The following is a 20,920-nucleotide window of genomic DNA, read 5'->3' on the forward strand; positions in this document are numbered from 1 at the left end:
ACAACAGCAGAAATTATTAAAATTAGAGGTCTTGACGTGGAACCTATAGCAATTATTGGCATTGGTTGTCGCTTTCCTGGATCTAAAAATCCCGAATCATTTTGGCAGCTTTTGCGTAATGGTGTAGATGCCATTAGCGAGATGCCAAAAGATCGATGGGATATCGATCAATTCTATGACCCGGAACCAGGAAAACCGGGAAAAATTAGTACCCGTTGGGGTGGCTTTTTAGAGCAAGTGGATCGATTTGATGCGAGCTTTTTTGGGATTTCACCTCGCGAAGTCGAACGCACAGACCCGCAACAAAGGTTAGTTCTGGAAGTAGCTTGGGAAGCTTTAGAAAATGCCGGAATCGTACCGTCAAAGCTGAGTGGGAGTCAGACGGGGGTTTTTATAGGCATTGGTAACTATGATTATTGCCGATTGCTAGCCCAGGATTTATCCCATGTAAATGCTTATGATGGCACTGGTAATACTCTCAGTATTGCTGCCAATCGTTTGTCCTATATTTTAAATTTGCGGGGGCAAAGTGTAGTAGTAGAAACTGCTTGTTCTTCTTCTTTGGTGGCGTTACATTTTGCTTGCCGAAGTTTGCAGAATGGGGAGTCGGATTTATGCTTGGTGGGTGGAGTTAGTTTGATGCTGTCTCCAGAACCATTTATTACTTATTCTCATGCGCGGATGATGGCTTCTGATGGTCGCTGCAAGACTTTTGATGCTAGTGCGGATGGTTATGTGCGGGGGGAAGGATGCGGTGTAGTTGTGCTTAAACGCCTTGAGGATGCGCTCAGAGATGGCGATAATATTCAAGCGGTTGTTAAAGGTACGGCTGTTAATCAAGATGGTTTAAGTAATGGATTGACGGCCCCCAATGGCCCTTCTCAACAGGCAGTTATTCGTCAAGCTTTGAAAAATGCGGGGGTGACGCCGGATAAAATTAGTTATGTGGAGACTCATGGGACTGGAACTTCTTTAGGAGATCCGATTGAATTTAAGTCTTTAAAAGCTGTGTTAATGGAAAATCGTCAGCCAGATCAACCTTGTTGGCTTGGTTCGGTTAAGACTAATATAGGTCATTTGGAAGCGGCTTCTGGAATTGCGAGTGTGATTAAGGTGGTACTGGCGCTGCAACATCGAGAAATTCCCCCTCACTTGCACTTAAAACAGTTGAATCCTTATATTTCTTTAGAAGGAACAACGTTTGCAATTCCAACTCAATGTCAGCCTTGGTTGGCGGGTACAGAAAGCCGCTTGGCTGGAGTTAGTGCGTTTGGATTTGGCGGTACTAATTGTCACGCAATTTTAGAGGAAGCACCTGGGGATTTTAGATTGCAGATTTCAGATTTGGGATTGGAAGATAAAGAGGAGAGTCCAAAATACTTAGAACGCTTTCTTCACTTGCTGACTCTTTCGGCAAAAAGCGATGAGGCTTTGAGGGATTTAGCGGAATCTTATCGGGATTTTTTGGTAACTCATTCTGAAGCATCTTTAGGAGATATTTGTTTTAGTGCGAATACGATGCGATCGCATTTCGACCACCGCCTCGCTGTTGTCGCTGCATCTACGGAACAATTGCGCCAGCAGTTAGAAGCTTTTGCCGCTGGAAAAGAAACTGCCGGACTAATAAGCGGTCAAGTTACTAGCAAGAAAACCCCTAAAATAGCCTTCTTGTTTACAGGTCAAGGTTCCCAGTATGTCGGTATGGGACGCCAACTTTACGAAACCCAACCTGTTTTCCGCCAAACTCTCGAACAATGCGATAAAATTCTGCGTTCTTATCTCGAAATACCCCTCCTAGAAATTCTCTATCCGGACAGTCAATCATCTAATAGACCTCTGCAAAAATTCAGGCCAAAGACAGGCGAGACGCCTATCCCACAAGAGATATGGTCGAAGTCTAATGTCAAATCCAAAATTGACGAAACAGCTTATACTCAACCCGCTTTATTTGCCCTAGAATATGCGCTGTTTCAGTTGTGGAAATCTTGGGGAATAGAACCAGCAGTAGTAATGGGTCATAGTGTGGGTGAATATGTTGCCGCTTGTGTAGCAGGAGTATTCAGTCTCGAAGATGGTTTGAAATTAATTGCCGAAAGGGCGCGTTTAATGCAAGCTTTGCCCCAAGATGGTGAAATGGTCGCGGTGTTTGCTAACGAGGCGAAAGTAACTGCCGCCATTCAACCTTATGCGAAAGAAGTTTCAATTGCGGCGATTAATGGGGTACATAGTATTGTGATTTCCGGGAAACGTGAAGGGGTTATGGATGCGATAGCCACCTTACAATCTGAAGGTATCAAAGCCAAAAAATTGAATGTTTACCATGCTTTTCACTCTCCCTTAATGGAGCCAATGCTGGCATATTTTCAGCGGATAGCCGCAGAAGTTACCTACTCATTGCCACAAATAAAGTTAATTTCTAACCTGACGGGAGAAATTGCAACAGCAGAAATCGCAACGCCCGAATATTGGTGTCGTCACGTGCGACAACCTGTGAAATTTGCTCACAGCATGGAAACCCTTTTTCAACAGGGGTATGAAGTGTTTTTGGAAATTGGTCCGAAGCCAACTTTATCGGGAATGGGTCGAGGCAATTTTGAATTGCCAATTTCGGGTTCTCAATTAAAGGATAATGGTAAATCTGCACAATTACTTTGGCTTGTCAGTTTGTATCCAAGGCGAGAAGATTGGCAACAAATGCTCCACAGTTTGGCAACGCTATATGTGCGTGGAGTACCTGTAGACTGGTCTGGCTTCGATAAAGATTATCCCCGTCGCCGTCTGCAACTACCAACTTATCCGTTTCAACGACAACGCTATTGGGCTAAGTTGCCGGAAAACGGTCATTTAAAAGTAGATAATACTTTTAAGCTTCTAATTCATCAGTTGGAAACAACAGCAAAACTCTCAGAAGATGAGTTGAAATTACTGCCTAAGTTGCTGGAATTATTAGTGGAGCAAAATCAACAACAGCAAACGGCAGCAACGATTAAGATTAAAGATTGGATTTATGAAATAGAATGGCAGCCCAAACCGCGTCATTCGACCGCAATTCCCGACAATAACGGGTTAGATAAACGGGGGAGTTGGCTAATTTTTGCTGACAGGGGAGGTTTTGGAAAAACCTTAGCTAAAGTTTTGCAAGAAAGGGGTCATAACTGTATTTTGGTTTATGCTGGGGACACCTATCAAACCCAAGAAACCGGAACTTGGAGCATCAAACCTTTTTCTGCCGCAGATTTTGAGCGTTTATTTCCAGAAGCTTTAGCAACTATTGCTCAACCTTTACAGGGAGTCATCCACCTGTGGAGTTTAGACGCGAAATCAACAGATGAGTTAAAAATTTCCGCGCTGGAACAAGCTCAAATTCTTGGAGTTGGTAGCGTCTTGCATTTAATCAATAAACTCGATAAACATATCTGCAATTACCAATTTTCACCTCGGTTATGGTTAGTGACGCAGGGTGCGGTACCCGTTGGTTCTTCGCTGCCTAAAGTGGCACAAGCTCCTTTGTGGGGATTGGGTAAAGTGGTGGCTTTGGAGTATCCCGAATTGTGGGGAGGAATGCTCGATTTAGACAACCAAATAACTGAGGATGAAGCAACAAAGTTATTAGCAGAAATTGCAGATTCTCAAGGGGAAGATCATCTCGCTTTTCGGGATGGACAGCGTTACGTCGCCCGTTTAGTCAGGAAGAAATTGCCAGAGTCTCAAAAATTAACCTTCCAGTCAGATGGTACTTATTTAATTACCGGAGGTTTGGGAGCTTTGGGACTAACAGTTGCTCAGTGGATGGTGGAACGGGGAGCCAAAAAATTGGTGTTAATTGGGCGTCGCGGGGCTTCCGATCGAGTGCAAAAAACTCTTAGCCGCATGGAAGAATTGGGAGCTAAAATTTTCGTTGCTCAAGCTGATGTGGCTAATGAAGCGGACATGCGCGGGGTGTTGGATCAAATTAAAATATCGATGCCACCCCTGCGAGGAATTGTACACGCGGCGGGCGTTCCTGGATATGAACCCCTCCCACATATAACCCCTACTACCCTAGAGTCTGTGCTGCGTCCCAAAGTAATAGGAAGCTGGATTTTGCATCAACTTACCCAGGAAATAAAGTTAGACTTTTTTGTTAGTTTCTCCTCAATTTCTTCGGTGTGGGGTTCTAAAGGACAAGCCCATTATGCGGCGGCAAATTATTTTCTCGATCTGTTGGCTTATTACCGCCAAAAACTCGGATTGCCCGCTTTAAGCGTGAATTGGGGACCTTGGACTGGCGGTGGTATGGCGGTAGAAGAATTTCAGACATGGATGTCTAGAATGGGGATTGAAGGATTGCAACCAACGCAAGCGATCGCATCTCTAGAATACCTGTTGGGGACAAACTGCGTGCAAACAACTGTCGCCAATATTGACTGGAGTTTGTTCAAAGGATTGTATGAGGCTCGAGGAAAGCGATCGCTCCTAGAACAAATTGCCGCACAGCCACAAAAAACAATTGCTCAACAATCGAATCAAAGGTCAGAAATTTTACAACAATTAGAAGCGGCAACGGTATCGCACCGCCAAAATCTTTTAATTACTTTCCTGCAAAATGAAGTCGCCAAAGCACTGAAATTATCTCAATTACCAGACTCGCAGCAAGGTCTTTTTGACCAGGGTATGGATTCGATTGTAGCCATTGAACTGGTCAACGCAATCCAGTCTCAATTACAGGTAAAATTACCCGTCGCCGATTTTCTGCAAGCCTCCAATATCAGCGCGCTGGCAGTGCTATTGCTTCAGCAATTTAACCCCGATAATTCCACTTTAGAGGTAACGACAAATGTCTTGGATCTCAATCAAGACGCTATTTTAGACGAGTCAATTTATCCTGATACGGCTTATACCGAACCAGCGCAAACCGCTGCAATTCTTTTAACGGGTGCAACCGGATTTTTAGGAGCCTTTTTACTCAAAGAACTTTTGCATCAAACTGAAGCAAATATTTATTGCCTAGTTCGGGCAGACGATACCGAATCGGGTAAGAAGAAAATCCAAAACAACCTGAAATATTACAGCCTTTGGGAGGAAGAACGCAGTTCTAGAATTATTCCAATTATCGGTAACTTATCTCAACCCACATTGGGTCTGTCAGCCGAAAAATTTGACAAATTGGCTCGTGAAATCGATGTCATTTATCACAATGGAGCCGTTTTAAACTTTGTCTATCCTTACTCGGCATTAAAACCAACAAACGTTTTGGGTACGCAGGAAATTCTCAGGTTAGCCTGCCAATTTAAACTAAAACCCCTCCATTATGTTTCAACCGATGCAGTTTTTGATTCATCGGCTTATTACGATAAAGAGGTAACAGAATCTGAGCCAATTATTCATACCGAAGGAATAGACCTTGGTTATACCCAAACTAAATGGGTAGCAGAAAAATTAGTAACCATCGCCCGCACGCGAGGACTGCCAGTTTCTATTTACAGACCCCCCTTAATTGCAGGAGATAGCCGTACAGGATTCTGGAATACAGAAGATTTTACCTGCCGATTTCTTAAAGGCTGCATTCAAATGGGAAGTATGCCCAATATGAATTGTGGCATCCCGATTGTTCCTGTAGATTATGTCAGCCAAGCGATTGTTTACCTATCCCAACAAAACGAGTCATTAGGAAAAGCATTCCACTTAAACAATCCCCATTATTCCAGTTGGAATCAAGTAGCAAATTGGATTGATGAATTCGGCTACCCAGTGCGACAGATTTCCTATGAAGCATGGGAAGCAGAACTAATCGAAACCCTTGCTTCTAAAGACAATGCTTTAAACGGTTTGTTACCTTTCTTTCTGCGAAGATGGTCTGAAGAACAACTCACCTTTGCCGGATTAGGACAAAGAAGAGTCAAGCTCAATTGCCAACAAACAGTCGCGAGTCTAGCAGGTACATCTATTATCTGTCCTCCCGTAGACTCTAAATTGCTCGATACCTATTTCTCCCATTTCATTGGCAGCGGTTTCTTAGACATGCCAAAAGTACGAATTACTTAAATCATCAAAATCTTCTCTCTTCTCTTCCTCTGCGTCCTCTGCGTCTCTGCGGTTATAAATCAATCATGAAATCCAACAAAACTTACACCCTAGCTTTTCTTGTAACCGGCTTTCCTCCCGATGTCAGCGGTGTTTCTCATTTTAATTGGGAACGCGCCCAATGGTTTGCCAAACAAGAGAACTATCGCGCGATCGTATTTGCGCCAGATTGGCAACAGAAATCAGACCCTACATTGGCGACACATCAAAACGAAAACTTAATTATCGAACGCTATCCTTCAAAACCTTGGCTCCCTTATAAACTCACCCACGTCCCCAAATTTATCGCCGCCAGTCACATTAGGAAAAAGCTACAATATTATCAACCTGACATAATTATTGTCACCGATGTAGAACGCTTTTTCTTACTAGGAACTTGGCAATTACCAGGTCTGCGTTATGCCAAAAAACATCGGATTCCTTACATAGCCGAATACCATACGGATCTTTACAACTTCTCAGCCGCTTATCCGGGTTGGCAATGGTTGCGAAATCTTGCCCGTAGTTCTCAATTAGCCAGTTATTTATATCGTCAAATCGATACAACCATCTGTGCCAGTACCGCCGCCAGCCAAAGTTGTAAAGAATTAGGCATTCCTAACGTCAAAACAATCCCATTTTTAGGAATTGATGTTTCTACCTATAGTCCCAGTCGTCGCAACCGTAAATGGTTAGAACCTTGGTTAACTGCCGAAGAAAAACATCACAAAATTTTGCTCTTTTTGGGTCGCCTTGGCTTCGAGAAACGAGTTGATTTACTCATCGAAGCCTTTACAAAATTAAAACGCAGACAACCCAATTGTTCTTTAATAATAGCTGGATCTGGCCCTGTTGAGGTCGTCGATCGCTTGCAACTTCTTGCCAAAAAAGTGCCTCACATCCACTTTACCGGGTTTATTCTAGGAGAAATGAAAGCCAATTTACTAGCATCATGCGATGTATTTTGTAGCCCTTCTCCTTACGAAACCTTTGGGCGAACGGTAGTAGAGGCGATGGCTTCAGGGATTCCAGTTTTAACCGTGGAGAGCGGTGCGGTATCTGAGTATATACTCGATGGTATAAATGGCTATCTCGTCCCACCTAATGATGTGGAAGGATTAGCCAATTGCATTGAAAAAGTGCTATCAATTAACAATACAGATCTGATTCAGCAAGCCTTGGAAGATTCCAAGCAGTTCTCCCTTGAGCAAGGATGTCAAAATCTGAATCATTTTTATCAGAAGCTAATCGGTGTGAGTGAGGAGAATGAAGAGTTAATCCGGCTAAGTAAAACGGGAGCGAACTCCAATGTCATTTAAATTAAAGCGAGTCGTCGTTACAGGTTTGGGAGCCATTACCCCTCTGGGAAATACAGTCACAAAATACTGGCAGGGACTGATTGAGGGGCGCAGTGGTATCGGGCCAATTACTTTATTTGATGCAAGTTGTTTGCTTTGTCAAATTGCCGGAGAAGTCAAAGGTTTTGATCCAAGGGATTATTTAAATCGCAAAGATATTAAACGAATGGATCGCTTTGCTCAGTTTGGGGTTTGTGCAAGTCTGCAAGCGATCGCAGATGCGAAACTGGAAATTAACGACCGCAATGCCACTGAAATCGGTGTCTTAATTGGCAGTGGTGTAGGTGGTCTTAAGGTGATGGAAGACCAAGAAGAAGTTTACCTCAATCGCGGCCCGGAACGCTGTAGTCCGTTTATGATTCCGATGATGATTGCTAATATGGCTTCTGGACTTACAGCGATTTATACAGGAGCAAAAGGCCCTAATTCTTGTACAGTTACTGCTTGTGCTGCGGCAGCGAATGCGGTGGGAGAAGCGTTTCGATTAATTCAACGAGGGGATGCGATCGCCATGATTTGCGGCGGTACCGAAGCAGCAATTACCCCTATCGCAATTACTGGATTTTCAGTCGCTAAAGCACTATCAACTCGCAACGAAGAACCAACTCGTGCAAGTCGTCCTTTTGACCGCGATCGCGATGGATTTGTCATGGGAGAAGGAGCGGGAATTCTAATTTTAGAAGAACTAGAACATGCACTTAATCGCCACGCTTCTATCTACGCAGAAATTGTCGGTTACGCTCTCACTTCTGATGCCTATCATATGACGGCTCCCGTACCTGGAGGACTTGGCGCTACCAGAGCGATCGCACTAGCACTTAAAGATGCCAATTTATTTCCCGATCGAGTAAGTTATATCAACGCTCACGGTACCAGCACACCCGCTAACGATGTTAATGAAACTTTGGCAATCAAACAAGCTTTAGGACAACATGCGTTTCAAATCGCAATTAGTTCGACAAAATCTATGACCGGACATCTGTTAGGAGGTTCAGGAGGAATCGAAGCGATCGCAACAGCAATGAGCGTAGCTACAGACACAATTCCACCCACGATAAATTTAGATAATCCCGATTCAGCTTGCGATCTAGATTATGTTCCCAAAGTCAGCCGCACTCAACGAGTTGAAGTTGCCCTTTCTAATTCTTTTGGTTTCGGAGGACACAATGTTACCCTCGTGTTTAAAAAATTTAACGGCTAGAACCTCGTGTCTGGAGTTTGGAACTTGGGAGCGCTCGCAAAATTTTTTCAAAAATGTTGCATGTAGGTAGATCGATCCAGATCCCAAGCGATAAAATTAAATCAGCATTGTGGCAAACACTAAACCGTTAGCAAGGCGACAGGTTGGCGCTTATTTATTTAGCCTAACCTCTCCCACATACATCGATAATTGCTAACATTAATTTTTAGTTTTATAAAATATATATATAATTTTACAGGGGTGTAAGTGAGAAAAATTTAATACTAATTCAATACAAGATAGATATTTATATGACTAAAAACTCTGGCTTTTTAGACAAGATAAAACTTCAAAGATTTTTCCTGTCAATCTCAAATTTTGATAACCAGCGCCTGATTTTTCATGCCAGTCGCCAGACACTTCGTAAAGCTGAAATGGCACGCCTGATCGTTCATGAATGGTTAGAACAACACGAGGCTGAACTTGAAGAATGGAAAGCCAAAACAGCGTTAGGACTAGGGATTAGTGTCAGCGAACTAGAGCGGCAATTATTAGCTGCTTCTGAAGAGCAAACTAGAGCCAAGAAAAAAGATTAAAAATCCTTGGATTGAAAATATTTTCAATTGTAAAGCCCGCGCATGCGGGCTTTTTTTTGCGAGCAAGACTCTTCAGCCTAAAGTGGTAAATGTTGCATGTAAGTTGCATATGAGTTGCAATTGAGTAGCAACCAGTTTACTATTAATTTAATTGCATTTTGATGCGATTAAAGCTGAGTCCGCAAGCTCAAGCTACATATAGCAGTTACAAAATTATTAGCCGCTATAGTAGCGTAAATTAATTTTGAATTGCTCCATAGATAGGTAGCACGCAAAAAATTGCTTGACTGCACCATTATTAATGCGGAATCCAGGATACGTCCCATTGAATGGAGTTGCTTATGAAACTATCTGAATTAAATCCTCTGATTTCGTTATTCAAGTTAAAGCAGGAATTCTCTAAACTGCCGACGGGATATTACTTCAGTCAAGAAGAAACGCTAGAGTTCCTATCCAGACGGCGATGGCCTGAAAGAGATCGCCGCATTGACCGAACCACTTTTTGGCGTTGGCGGAACGATGCCGGAATCCAGCACAATAAACTATTCACCCAATCGGATATCCTGAAACTTTGTCAAATCTGCGACCACTATCGCGTAGATGGAACTCGCAACGAGTACTTAGATTTAGTGAAACAGAGTCAAAACCAAATCCTTAATCGCCTGTTTCAAACCAAGTGCTAAGTAATTGTGCTGAAAACAGCCTCAAATACATTGTTTGTAAGACTGAGTTTAGGGTAACTCAGTTCAGAGAGAATTTTTTTACTTTATCGCTTTGAAAACAAGCGGGTGAGTTAAGTTGCCAACTTACCTGCACTCGGTAACACCGCCGATTCATCTACGAATCGAGGCGGGAGATATTCAATTGTGCAAGAGTTTTTTCGACACGAATAGCGATCGCAAACTATGACCTATCGTAGGGTGCGTTAGCGATAGCGTAACGCACCAGCGATAGCGTAACGCACCAGCGATAGCGTAACGCACCAGCGATCGCGTAACGCACCAGCGACAGCGTAACGCACCAGCGATAGCGTCAACACCATCCCACTAACGCAAAGGATTTAAAATCAAATGGCTCAACTATTTACCATTAACCAATACACACCTAACAGCGACCTCGCCGCAGGATTTCGTCCCAGTCAACTCATATTTGCTCGCAGTGGAAACGATACAATTCTGGGTTATCAACCGATTGTATCGACTCCCAGTGCAACGCAAATTGACCTAATCAACGGCGATTTAACAGTAGAAGATCCCGGTTTTCGTTCGTGGAACGACACATTTATTTTAGGTGAATGGCAAAAGCCTTACTATGCCAACGGCAATCCTCAAATTTTCGGTTTAAACGACTTTGCTTTTCTCACTGATTTCAACCCGTTACAAGATACCATTCAGTTACACGGCACAGCTAATGACTACTTCTTAGTAGATATTGGACTTGGATCGGCAATAGTTCAACCAAAGCAAACTGGATTGGATGTCATCAGCTTTCTATTTGGCAATTCTAACTTAAATTTAGCCGCCAACTATTTCAATTACCAAGGTAACACCGCACCACCAGGCCCCGTTTTACCCCAAACTCAGCAATTAGGAAGTACAGGATTCGATCTCAGTGCCACAACTGCCACCGATCCTTTTGGCAATATATATATAGCAGGAGGAACAACTGGATCTTTAGCAGGGTCGAATAACGGCGAATCTCGCGATGCCTTCGTGGCTAAATATGACAGCCAAGGTAATCTATTATTCACCAAACAAATTGGCACTTCAGATATCGATACCATCTCCGGTATCGCCACAGATCCGCAAGGTAATTTCTACGTATCGGGGATTACCGCCGGTAATTTAGCAGCACCCAAACAAGCATCAAGTACCGATGCCTGGGTTGCTAAATATGACAGCAATGGCAATCAATTATGGATTCGACAGTTTGGGGAAAATTTAATTTTTCAAGCCTTTAGCATCGATGTAGATGATAATGGCAACGCCTACTTATCGGGAATCGATGTTCGGTCATCTGTGGAGATTGCTACCGATGATTTTTGGGTGACTAAATTTGATACCAATGGCAACCAGTTGTGGTTCACAAAAACTGGAAGTGTAGACGATGCTTTTGACGAATCTTACCGCGTTACTGTCGGCAAAGATGGCAGCGTTTACGCCACAGGATGGACTCTCGGCGATTTGGTAGGAACGAATGCGGGAATTTATGATGCTTGGTTAGGTAAATTCGAAAACAATTCCGGTCAATTGCAGTGGCTGAAACAATTTGGCACGCCCGATTATGATTGGGCATGGGGTGTTGATACCGACAGTCAAGGCAACGTTTATGCAGCGGGATGGACGCTGGGTAATTTAGGAGGAAATAGTGCTGGTTCTTACGATTCTTGGTTAACTAAATATGACAGTCAAGGAAATCGGCAATGGATCAAACAGTTTGGTTCTGCTGGCGACGATCAAGCTTTTCACCTCAACATTGACTCGCAGGATAATATCTTCCTAACCGGATATACCAATAGCAACTTAGGCGGAAATAACGCCGGATATTATGACCCTTGGGTGGCTAGTTACGATACCAATGGGAATCAAATATGGTTGCGGCAATTTGGAACTCCCCAATTCGAGCAAGCTTACGGTATTACCAGCGACAACTTTGGTAACCTTTTCGTGACAGGAGTGACTCAGGGTTCTTTGGGAACTACCAATGCAGGGTCTATTGATACTTGGTTAGCCAAACTCGATTCATCATCGGGAAATCTGCTCAGTTTTGCTGGTACTCAACCGCCCAGCGATGTTTCTACGGTGGCAGATTTCCTTGACCTTGACCCAAGCTTGCGCCAGCTTTCAAGTCAGCAAGTAGACTTTATGGAAAGCTTTTTCCGGGAGTTTCTTGTTTCTAAAGCTATGGGAATTGATGGGTCTGTATTGGTCAATCTTCCTAGTAATGGTTATCAGCAACCGGCGTCCGTTCCCGAACCTTCTTCTGTTGTCAGTTTAGTGATGGTTGCTGCGGTTTCATTTGTCGGTGCTATGCTGAGTAACCGCCGAAAAATGAAGCTATGTCGGTAGACTTGCGCGGTGCGAACGAATATGGTGCAATGGTGCGTTACGCTGTCGAAGAGAGCACCCTACAGATTACTAAGGTTAATTCAGATCTTGCACCTATAGCATTACCCCGCCCGGAAATTAATTTCCGGGCTAATAGCGAAAGTCCATTAAAATGGACTGATATTATGTCCAGTTGCATCAGTAGCGTCAGCCGCGGCGGGTTTAACGATACCAGAAACCGGGTTTCTGAGTAGATCTCTTTCCTTGCTCAACAATTTTTCACAGAAACCCGGTTTCTTTTAAAACCCGCCCCTACAGCATCAAAAAATATACACAACCTTTCTTACCGAACATGATATGGCAGCCTTTAATCATAAGTATTGAGTCCACTTAAGTGGACTTGTGCTAAAAGCCCTTGGAATTTATTCCCTGGCGGGTTAATGCCACAAGTGCAAGATATCATTAACCTAGATTTATTTGCTGACCCAACCAGTCGCGACAGCTAGGATGATAGATGCTGTAACAAACTTCTCCATCTATTTCTTTTTTCACTAAGAACTCATACCATTTTTCCAAAACTTCCTCGATTTCATATTCATCTTCATCAATTGTTTCGGCAATTAATTGTGCCGATATTCCAGATTTTTCCCTTGATGGCAGGGCGATGAGTGTCTGAAGCACGGCTAATTCAACAGCAGATAATTTCTGATCTTTCATTTTCTGCCAATGTTGTTGATAGTATGTTTCTCAGGTTTCTGGGAGTTTATTTAACGGTAGAGAATTGAGGGCGGGGTTTTGATTCGCATCCCCCACGCACTTCAAATACATAAAATTATTTTCGCATAAATCTGCAATATTATCAACCACTTATTGCCCCAAAAGCTTGAGATTATTATCGATATATTTCTGCATATCTTCCCGATTTTGTTTTGGGAATGCGTCTAACTCAAAAATTTGAGACGGCGTTTCAATTAACAAACCATATTTCTCCCGCAAAAAAGGTCGGCGACTGAGGAGAAAATAAACGCGATGGGGCAGATATCGGGGCAGATAAAACAAATTTGAACCAGGGGTTTGGCTGCGTCGGTCAATTGCATCTAGAGCATCTATCGCAACAATCAAACGTTGATTCGGTTCGAGTTCGTCGCCGATCTTTTGCAGTAAAAGAGACAGAAACCAACTGCCATCTGTCACGTTATCGGGGAGGGATGTGTAACCGAGGGGGTAATCGTTGATTAATTGGTTGCACAGAGTGGTGAGAAATTGGTCAACTTGATTTTTGCTCTCAATTTGGGCGTTATAATAAACAACATCGGGATTTTCGGCGACATATTTGGCGAGGATGGCACTTTTGCCGCTACCGGGTGCGCCGACGAGGGTGAAATAGCCGCGATTCTCCCGTTCCAAAAATTCATTGATAGCCGCAAAAACAAACTCGCGCCCGACAAAATTGGCGCTTTTTTCTCGAATCGCTTGCTCAAATTCTGGCGGATGACCTCTAGGATTAATTGCGATCCGAGTTCTAGGTTTTGAATTCATACAGGATGAGCGGGGAAAGTTGATAATAATTTTAGGACTTACTTCTTGCACCAAAATTGTAAACCAAACCAGAGAACATCGCCATGACTCAAACTCTAGATAAACCAACCGATCGACGTTTCATCCATTCAGGCGTAAGCTGGGAAAAATTCAAACTGATTGAAGCGGGGTTTGCCGATTCGCCTGGTATTAGACTGTTTTACTACGAGGGTGAGGTAGAAATTTTGGCTGTTTCCTTAGAACATGAAGCCATTAGCCGTTTTATTGGCATTCTGCTTGGTATCTACTTGGCAGAAAAAGGCATCGAGTTTACTCCATCAGGCAGTTTTACCCAAGAAAAAGAAGGCGTCGCATCTGCACAAGCTGATGAATCTTATTTTCTCGGATCTGGGGGTACAACGCCAGATCTATCGATTGAAGTCGTTTTCACCAGCGGTAACGAAAGGAAGCTAAATCGCTATCAGGCACTGGGTGTACCGGAAGTTTGGTTTTGGGAAGATGGACGCTTTGCTCTTTACTGTCTGCGCGGTAACAGTTATGAGCGAGTTTCTAAGAGCGAAATTTTGCCAGATTTGGACATCGAATTGCTATCAAGATGCTTGCTGATGACTTCTAGGGTGGAAGCGGTGCGGGAATTTCGGCGGGGAATTAGCCAAAGTTGATTTAAGTGCGAATCGCACCTCATCACCCAATTCAAATGGCGTCAGAAAATTATCGTTTTTGTAGGGGCACGGCGTCGATAACATGGTAAAGAAAGCGACAATATTTCCCCTGCCGTGCCCCCTTTTGTAGGGGCACGGCGTCGATAACATGGTAAAGAAAGCGACAATATTTCCCCTGCCGTGCCCTCGGATTGCCAGAGGGATTGATATGTGGAAATAATGGGATTTTTCCCACAATTCGGTTTCTGGTTTACAGATTTCTCGCTGGCGTTTGTGCGTGTTTGGGGCACGGCAAGATGGATATTTCGGGTAACCTCACCATCTGATCGATGCCGTGCCCCTACATTCAACGGCAATTTACCATCAGGATATCGCACACCATCACCCAATTCAAATGGCGGCGGAAAATTATCGCAAATGTAGGGGCACGGCGTCGATAACATGGTAAAGAAAGCGACAATATTTCCCCTGCCGTGCCCCTACAATCGCACATCATCACCCGATTCAGCAAATCCGATCGCTTTGTTCCATCCTACTGTTCTTTTCATCAGCCAAAGTTGAATTAATAGCGAATCGCTTTCAATCGCTCCTAACATTCCAGTCGCAGAAAATGCACTCGTCCCGATTCCTCCCCGGCAACAATTGTAAGACCATCCGGCGTAACGGCACAGCATGATATCGCACTCTCGCCAACGAAACTGGCAATAACTTCTCGTGTTGCCAAATTCCAGACTTTCAGGGTGTTATCCCATGACCCAGAAATTGCCAGCTTGCCATCGGATGATATCGCGACTGCACTTACCGAGTCACTATGACCAGTGAGGGTAAAAAGTTCTTTTCCTTGTTGCAAATTCCAGACTTTCAGCATGTAATCATCAGACCCAGAAATTGCCAGCTTGCCATCGGATGATATCGCGACTGCACTTACGAGGAAGCTATGACCAGTGAGGGTACGAAGCAACCCATGACCAGGGGGAGTTAAATTAGGTATTAAAGCACGCAACCCAGTAGTTTTACTCTGCCTTGCCACTTCTAGTAATGCTTTAATTTCCGGCATTTCAAAATACAGCAACCGCCCCCACAATTGCTCTACGAGTTGCGTCGGATCTTGGGCTAAAATATGCGCCGATAACCGCAGCGCCCCTTGAATCAATTTCAGAGACTTGACTTTCTCCCCTTTGTATTCTGGGTGCGTCAATAATTCAGCATCATCAATCAAATCGTAATCCTCAATCAGCGCTTGCACGCCCAACTCAGGATGCTTCACCTTTGCTGCCAGGAAACCAAAATCTGTCAAGCACTTGTAATATTTTGCTAAATTGTCCGACTCAACCAAATTATAGGGATACCTGCCTAAATAGGCTTTTTGCTTGTAAGACTTAGCAATCTTTTGCATCATCTTCGTCCTCTTGCTGCATCTGCCTTTCCCAGTAGTCCACAATCCTTTGATTCACATCTTTAAATAATTTGCGATTTTTATCTAGCTCTTTTTTGGCTTTCAGGAAGTCTAGGAAACTGGCATGATAAAAGTTGTAGCAGGTATCGCCATCAATTTGCTGTGGTTTCAAATATTCAATCCACCGATCTAAAACGCTTTGCACTTCACCTTCATCCTGGTTAGCAATATCAGCAATCATCTGGCAGGGAATCGGCGTCCCAACTTCTTTTAAGATAAATAAAACCACAACCATCAACTGGTTCGGTGCAGTATCCATCCCCATCCGCACCCAATGAGTTTGATAATAGTCTATCAGACCATCGGGTAATTGGTTTAAACTCAGGTCATCATAAAACCCGCTGGCAATTTCCGGCAAAACATAGCGCAGGTACATAAAATTATTTTCGCTCTTTTGCGCCACCAGCTCGACAAAAGTATCGGCAGAAATTTGGCGCTTCTCGATCCACTTTTTCAGCGCCTGTTTATGCTTCGGTTCCTCGTAAATAAAAAAGCGAATATAGCCTTTAATATCCGCCCGATTCAAATCAAAATACTCGCTGCTGGTTAAATTTAATTTCTGCTGCGGCACTTCAGTAAACAATCGCTTACGATCGGGGTCATAAGGTCGCCGCGTCAGCAAGAAATACACCTTGGGGGGCAGGGTTTTAGGTAAATATAAAATATTCTCCGCCCCTGCTTGTTGCTCGACTTCATCCAGGGCATCGATGGCAATAATGATGCGTTCGTCGGGAAATTTGTGGCTAACTTTTGCGAGTAAGGTGGGTAAATCTGCTTTTTACTGGAAAAATTGTAAAAATTAATCAATTGTTGGCGAATAGAATCTAAAAACAATTCCGCTCGATTGCGACCTTCTGCCAGAATATTGAAATAACAAGGACAGGGGCGAACAGAAGCAACATAGTTGGCTGCGAACGCGCTTTTTCCCATCCCCGCATCTCCCACAATGGTAAAATAACCATTAGGATAAGAATTGACGAATTCGTCAAATTTATTGAAAACAAATTTACGACCGCAGAAGTGTTTGATTTTTTCTTCAATCAGCGATCTAAATTCCTGGGGTAGCTGCTGCGGATACCAATCTTTTGGATCGACAATATCTGTATGTTGTATATTCAAAACTTTGGCAATATTAATCACCGCCCATCGTTCCACTCCATTAGGGCATTCTTTTGTTCCCAGCAAGCGTTTAACTGTATCCTCACTTACATTAGCTTTTTTCGCAAGTGTTTCTATCGTCAAACCTGCTGCTTTATAAGCTTCTCTAAGTTTATTTTTTCCGGCGGCACTTGATTGAACTTTATCAGATGGAAGCATGGATATTTTTGAGCGGTAAATGGATGCGTTGAGAAACCAGGTTTCTTTAATCATAACTTTGTCAAAATACCGTCACCCTAAAGGGTGGGGCTACACAAGCAAAGCCCACCTTCGTGGGCTATTAAGATTTCAGCCCGCTACGCCTTGCTTTGTTTGTGTAGCCGCAGCATTCGATGCTGCGGGCGTTGCTTTGGCGGGCAGAATGCCCACCCCACAAGAATTTTGGACAAGTTTATTGGACTTCTCCAAAAACTACCCTCTTTGGCGGGCAGAATGCCCACCCCACAAGAATTATTGGACAAGTCTATTGGACTTCTCCAAAAACTCTTGTGGGATAGGCGTCTCGCCTGTCTTTGAGTTGCTTTATTGGACAAGTCTATTGAACCGGAGACAGCAGCCCAGATATCGTCAATAAATATAGCCAAAGTTATATTTCCCCGTCCAGGGCAGATAAATTTTTCCACTTTACCTATCTGCCCTAATTTATAGGGCAGATCGTCAATAAAAAACAAATCTATCTGCCCTGGATTCTACCTTTTTGCTGGATGTAGAACTGTATAAAGAACATTTGAGAGGTCAGTCAACGATGAAAAACTCTTACAAGGGAACCGAATCCAACGATAACAATAGCAATATGAAAGCAGAAATTACGCAAGAATTATTACGCCAAGCCCGTCTAACATTTAATCTAGCATTTGGCGTTACCGCCGCATCTGCCATCATGACTTTAAGCGGTGTAGGATTGCTGTATTTAGATAAAGTATCCGAAGCCAGTTTAACAGCAGGAACCGGAACCCTGGCGACGCTGACAAGCTTGCAGTATGCGAAAGAAGCGAAGGAGGAATTGCAAAAGCTGATGGAAAAGCAGGAGGAGTAAAACTCGACTCAGAAACCCGATTTTTCCAAAAAACCGGGTTTCTAAGTTCTATTCTTGTGGGATGGGCATCTTGCCCGTCCTTAGTGGTAAGATTTGCAAATCGCACCCCCCGCACCCAAAATTCATCCCCAGATCTCTATCCCCAGGTAGATGCGAACCTTGTTGGACTACAAAATTATGTTAAGAAATATATTGCCCAGACTAAGTATTAAACACTACAAATCAAGTTATTGGTCAAAATATTAAGGATCTTGTAATTATTGTGTCAACTTGTGTGTATTGAGACTCAGTAGTTGCTGAATTGGGTATCTTGAAACTATCAGGCAATCATAAACTAGAGGTCGTATGACTCCTACCATGCTACGTCAACTTTGGTCTGTAATCGAGACTACCCAATCCAATGTTTTATTAAGGCTGGACGATGCTAGCCTGGTAGACTGGTTGGTGAAGCAGGTAAAAAGCGAGCGCTCGCTCAACCACGACGAAACGGATCTTGTGAGTAATTACTTATACTCGCGCTTGAATTTAATCCGAGATCTCGCCGAAGAACGCTTGGCGTGAAAAAAAATCTTCCTCTCGAAGGATGCCGATAATAAATACAAGCGATCTCATCCCCTGCAAGCATATAATTGATAGCGCAACAAATAGGCTAAAAGCAACTTTCTGTGAGAAAGTAAAAGGCATATATGCGTAAATGGGGCTTCCTGATATTATTTACTCTACCCCTGCTATTGTCCCTCACCGCCTGTAGCGGACAGTCGGGACAAACATCTGCAACTGGAGGTACAGGAGTGCAGGGAAAAAGTCGATTGGATACGGTAAAAAGTCGCGGTACGTTAATTTGTGGAGTCAGCGGCGAATTACCCGGGTTTAGTTTTGTCGATAAAGACGGCAATTATAAAGGATTGGATGTGGAAGTGTGTCGCGCGATCGCAGCCGCCATATTCGATAATCCAGATGCAGTAGAATTTCGCAATCTCAACGCCAAAGAACGCTTTACCGCTTTACAAACTGGCGAAATCGATGTCCTCAGTCGCAATACCAGTTGGACAATTAGTCGCGATACATCGGTAGGTTTGGAATTTGCCCCCGTGGTATTCTACGACGGTCAGGGCATTATGGTGAAAAAAGATAGCAATATCAAATCCCTCAACGATTTAAAAGACAAAGCTATCTGCACCCAAACAGGAACGACAAACGAACAGAATTTAGCTGACCAAATGCGAAAGCGGGGTATTCCTTATAAACCAGTTGTGTTTGAAGATATCAATACCGCCTATGCAACTTATGCCGAAGGTAGGTGTCAAGCAGTAACATCAGATCGTTCCCAATTACTCTCCCGCAAAACCACTTTACCACAGCCGCAAAATCACGTCATTCTCAACGAAGTGCTATCAAAAGAACCTTTAGCACCCGCAGTAACCAATGGTGACTCCCGGTGGCATGATGTGGTGAAGTGGTCGATTTATGCATTAATTAATGCCGAAGAGTTAGGCATTAATTCTAAAAATTTAGCTTCTTTTGAAAAAAGCAACGACCCAGATATCAAGCGCTTCTTAGGTAAGGAAGGAAATTTAGGCGAAGGACTAGGTTTAACGAATGACTTCGCGGTTAGGATTGTGAAACATGTAGGCAACTATGGCGAAGTTTACAATCGATACCTTGGCGCAGGAACCCCTTTAAATCTACCTCGCGGTCAAAACAATCTTTGGAATAAAGGCGGGTTGCTATACTCTCCACCTTTTCGCTAATAGCTAATGGCTAATGGCTAATGGAAAAATCAAACCAATTACCAATTACCAATTACCAATTACCAATCACCAATTACCAATTACCAAATGAAATTATTGCGCGATCTTCGATTTTGGCGGATTGCCATTCAAGTATTAGCTGTATTGGTAGCAGTCATTGTAGTGGCTATTTTGTGGAGTAACCTTAGCCGCAACTTGCAACAGTTGGGAATTCAACTAGGATTTAACTTCCTCGGTTCGCAAGCATCTTTTGATATTGGCGAAACTCTGATTTCCTATCAACCTTCCGATACATACTCGCGTGCTTTGGTAGTCGGATTGTTGAATTCCCTGCGGGTGATGGTTGCGGGAATTATTCTGACAACGATAGTAGGAATTACCGCAGGGATAGCCCGTTTATCTGATAATTGGTTAGTCAGAAAGTTGGCGTTAGTTTATGTGGAAATATTCCGCAATACGCCGTTACTTTTGCAATTGCTATTTTGGTATTTTGCAGTTTTCTTGAGTCTGCCAAAAGTAGAAGAGAAAATTTCCCTATTTGGGTTGATTTATCTCAGCCAAAATGGATTGGAACTTCCCGGCGTCAAGTTTTCGCCAGAATTAGCCGCTTTGTTGGTTGGTGTGACGATTTATACGGGTGCATTTATCGCAGAAATTGTGCGGGGTGGGATTCAATCTGTCCCGCGCGGACAGTGGGAGGCGGCGAAAGCACTTGGTTTTAAATCGGGATTAGCAATGCGACTGATAATTTTTCCGCAAGCTTTGCGGGTGATTGTACCGCCGCTGACGAGTCAATATTTGAATTTAGCGAAGAATTCTAGTTTAGCGATCGCAGTCGGCTATCCCGATCTTTATTTTGTCGCATCTACGACGTTTAATCAAACAGGTCGCGCGGTTGAGGTTATGCTATTGCTGATGGTAACCTATCTGGTAATCAGTCTAAGTATTTCGTTGTTGATGAATTTATTAAACCGTACCGTACAACTCAAAGAAAGGTAATACTATTGGAAACGAACCACAGAGACACAGAGGACGCAGAGGGAAGAGAAAGGAAGAGGGAGGTGGAGGTGAAAACAATATTGGTGTAATGATATT

Annotated in this window: 17 protein-coding genes; 12 read left to right on the forward strand and 5 right to left on the reverse strand. The window is 43.4% G+C overall.

Annotation, left to right across the window (positions count from 1 at the left end):
- Positions 1-36: 36 nt before the first annotated feature.
- The 7 genes from ACE1CM_RS20130 to ACE1CM_RS20160 all read left to right on the forward strand — a co-directional run bounded on the left by ACE1CM_RS20130 (position 37) and on the right by ACE1CM_RS20160 (position 12,477).
- Entirely contained in the window at positions 37-6,024 is a 5,988-nt protein-coding gene (locus tag ACE1CM_RS20130) for a thioester reductase domain-containing protein (RefSeq protein WP_374879711.1), read from the forward strand.
- Positions 6,025-6,089: 65 nt separating this feature from the next.
- On the forward strand, positions 6,090-7,361 hold the full coding sequence (locus ACE1CM_RS20135) for a glycosyltransferase (RefSeq protein ID WP_374879713.1): 1,272 nt from the start codon (positions 6,090-6,092) through the stop codon (positions 7,359-7,361).
- Positions 7,351-8,601, forward strand: coding sequence for a beta-ketoacyl-ACP synthase II (fabF, locus tag ACE1CM_RS20140; protein WP_374879715.1), 1,251 nt, complete (start codon positions 7,351-7,353; stop codon positions 8,599-8,601). Before ACE1CM_RS20135 ends, fabF begins: the two co-directional genes overlap by 11 nt.
- Before the next feature lie 290 nt (positions 8,602-8,891).
- Positions 8,892-9,176, forward strand: a complete 285-nt coding sequence (locus ACE1CM_RS20145; RefSeq protein ID WP_374879717.1) for a hypothetical protein — start codon at positions 8,892-8,894, stop codon at positions 9,174-9,176.
- A 341-nt stretch (positions 9,177-9,517) separates the two neighbouring features.
- Positions 9,518-9,859 carry a hypothetical protein gene (locus tag ACE1CM_RS20150; RefSeq protein WP_374879719.1) on the forward strand — a complete coding sequence of 114 codons (342 nt, stop codon included), beginning with the start codon at positions 9,518-9,520 and terminating at the stop codon, positions 9,857-9,859.
- Between the two features lie 387 nt (positions 9,860-10,246).
- Positions 10,247-12,244: an SBBP repeat-containing protein gene (locus tag ACE1CM_RS20155; RefSeq protein WP_374879721.1), complete on the forward strand. Its 1,998-nt coding sequence runs from the start codon at positions 10,247-10,249 to the stop codon at positions 12,242-12,244.
- Positions 12,235-12,477, forward strand: coding sequence for a hypothetical protein (locus ACE1CM_RS20160; protein WP_374879723.1), 243 nt, complete (start codon positions 12,235-12,237; stop codon positions 12,475-12,477). Before ACE1CM_RS20155 ends, ACE1CM_RS20160 begins: the two co-directional genes overlap by 10 nt.
- A 208-nt stretch (positions 12,478-12,685) precedes the next feature.
- Here the strand turns inward: ACE1CM_RS20160 and ACE1CM_RS20165 are convergent, their stop codons facing one another.
- Positions 12,686-12,940: a hypothetical protein gene (locus tag ACE1CM_RS20165; protein ID WP_374879725.1), complete on the reverse strand. Its 255-nt coding sequence runs from the start codon at positions 12,938-12,940 to the stop codon at positions 12,686-12,688.
- Between the two features lie 150 nt (positions 12,941-13,090).
- On the reverse strand, positions 13,091-13,762 hold the full coding sequence (locus ACE1CM_RS20170) for an AAA family ATPase (RefSeq protein WP_374879727.1): 672 nt from the start codon (positions 13,760-13,762) through the stop codon (positions 13,091-13,093).
- A gap of 83 nt (positions 13,763-13,845) precedes the next feature.
- Between ACE1CM_RS20170 and ACE1CM_RS20175 the strand changes: the two genes are divergently transcribed.
- Positions 13,846-14,424 carry a Uma2 family endonuclease gene (locus ACE1CM_RS20175; RefSeq protein WP_374879729.1) on the forward strand — a complete coding sequence of 193 codons (579 nt, stop codon included), beginning with the start codon at positions 13,846-13,848 and terminating at the stop codon, positions 14,422-14,424.
- 589 nt (positions 14,425-15,013) lie between these two features.
- On the opposite strand, the gene ACE1CM_RS20180 is transcribed toward ACE1CM_RS20175, so the two are convergent.
- The 3 genes from ACE1CM_RS20180 to ACE1CM_RS20190 are packed head-to-tail and all read right to left on the reverse strand — an operon-like array spanning position 15,014 to position 17,251.
- Positions 15,014-15,823, reverse strand: coding sequence for a WD40 repeat domain-containing protein (locus tag ACE1CM_RS20180; protein WP_374879731.1), 810 nt, complete (start codon positions 15,821-15,823; stop codon positions 15,014-15,016).
- Positions 15,804-16,502 carry a hypothetical protein gene (locus ACE1CM_RS20185; protein WP_374879733.1) on the reverse strand — a complete coding sequence of 233 codons (699 nt, stop codon included), beginning with the start codon at positions 16,500-16,502 and terminating at the stop codon, positions 15,804-15,806. The genes ACE1CM_RS20180 and ACE1CM_RS20185 overlap by 20 nt, the downstream gene beginning before the upstream one ends.
- Complete coding sequence (locus tag ACE1CM_RS20190; protein WP_374879735.1) at positions 16,496-17,251, reverse strand: helix-turn-helix domain-containing protein; 756 nt, start codon at positions 17,249-17,251, stop codon at positions 16,496-16,498. The genes ACE1CM_RS20185 and ACE1CM_RS20190 overlap by 7 nt, the downstream gene beginning before the upstream one ends.
- Before the next feature lie 532 nt (positions 17,252-17,783).
- On the opposite strand from ACE1CM_RS20190, the gene ACE1CM_RS20195 reads away from it, so the two are divergent.
- The 4 genes from ACE1CM_RS20195 to ACE1CM_RS20210 all read left to right on the forward strand — a co-directional run bounded on the left by ACE1CM_RS20195 (position 17,784) and on the right by ACE1CM_RS20210 (position 20,824).
- Positions 17,784-18,074, forward strand: coding sequence for a hypothetical protein (locus tag ACE1CM_RS20195; protein WP_374879737.1), 291 nt, complete (start codon positions 17,784-17,786; stop codon positions 18,072-18,074).
- 345 nt (positions 18,075-18,419) lie between these two features.
- A complete protein-coding gene (locus ACE1CM_RS20200; protein ID WP_374879739.1) occupies positions 18,420-18,635 on the forward strand; it encodes a hypothetical protein in 216 nt (71 codons plus the stop codon).
- Between the two features lie 125 nt (positions 18,636-18,760).
- A complete protein-coding gene (locus tag ACE1CM_RS20205; RefSeq protein ID WP_374879741.1) occupies positions 18,761-19,825 on the forward strand; it encodes an amino acid ABC transporter substrate-binding protein in 1,065 nt (354 codons plus the stop codon).
- A gap of 87 nt (positions 19,826-19,912) precedes the next feature.
- Positions 19,913-20,824 carry an amino acid ABC transporter permease gene (locus ACE1CM_RS20210; RefSeq protein ID WP_374879743.1) on the forward strand — a complete coding sequence of 304 codons (912 nt, stop codon included), beginning with the start codon at positions 19,913-19,915 and terminating at the stop codon, positions 20,822-20,824.
- Positions 20,825-20,920 lie beyond the last annotated feature (96 nt).

It is taken from the genome of Microseira sp. BLCC-F43 (assembly GCF_041929235.1).
Classification (GTDB): domain Bacteria; phylum Cyanobacteriota; class Cyanobacteriia; order Cyanobacteriales; family Aerosakkonemataceae; genus Microseira.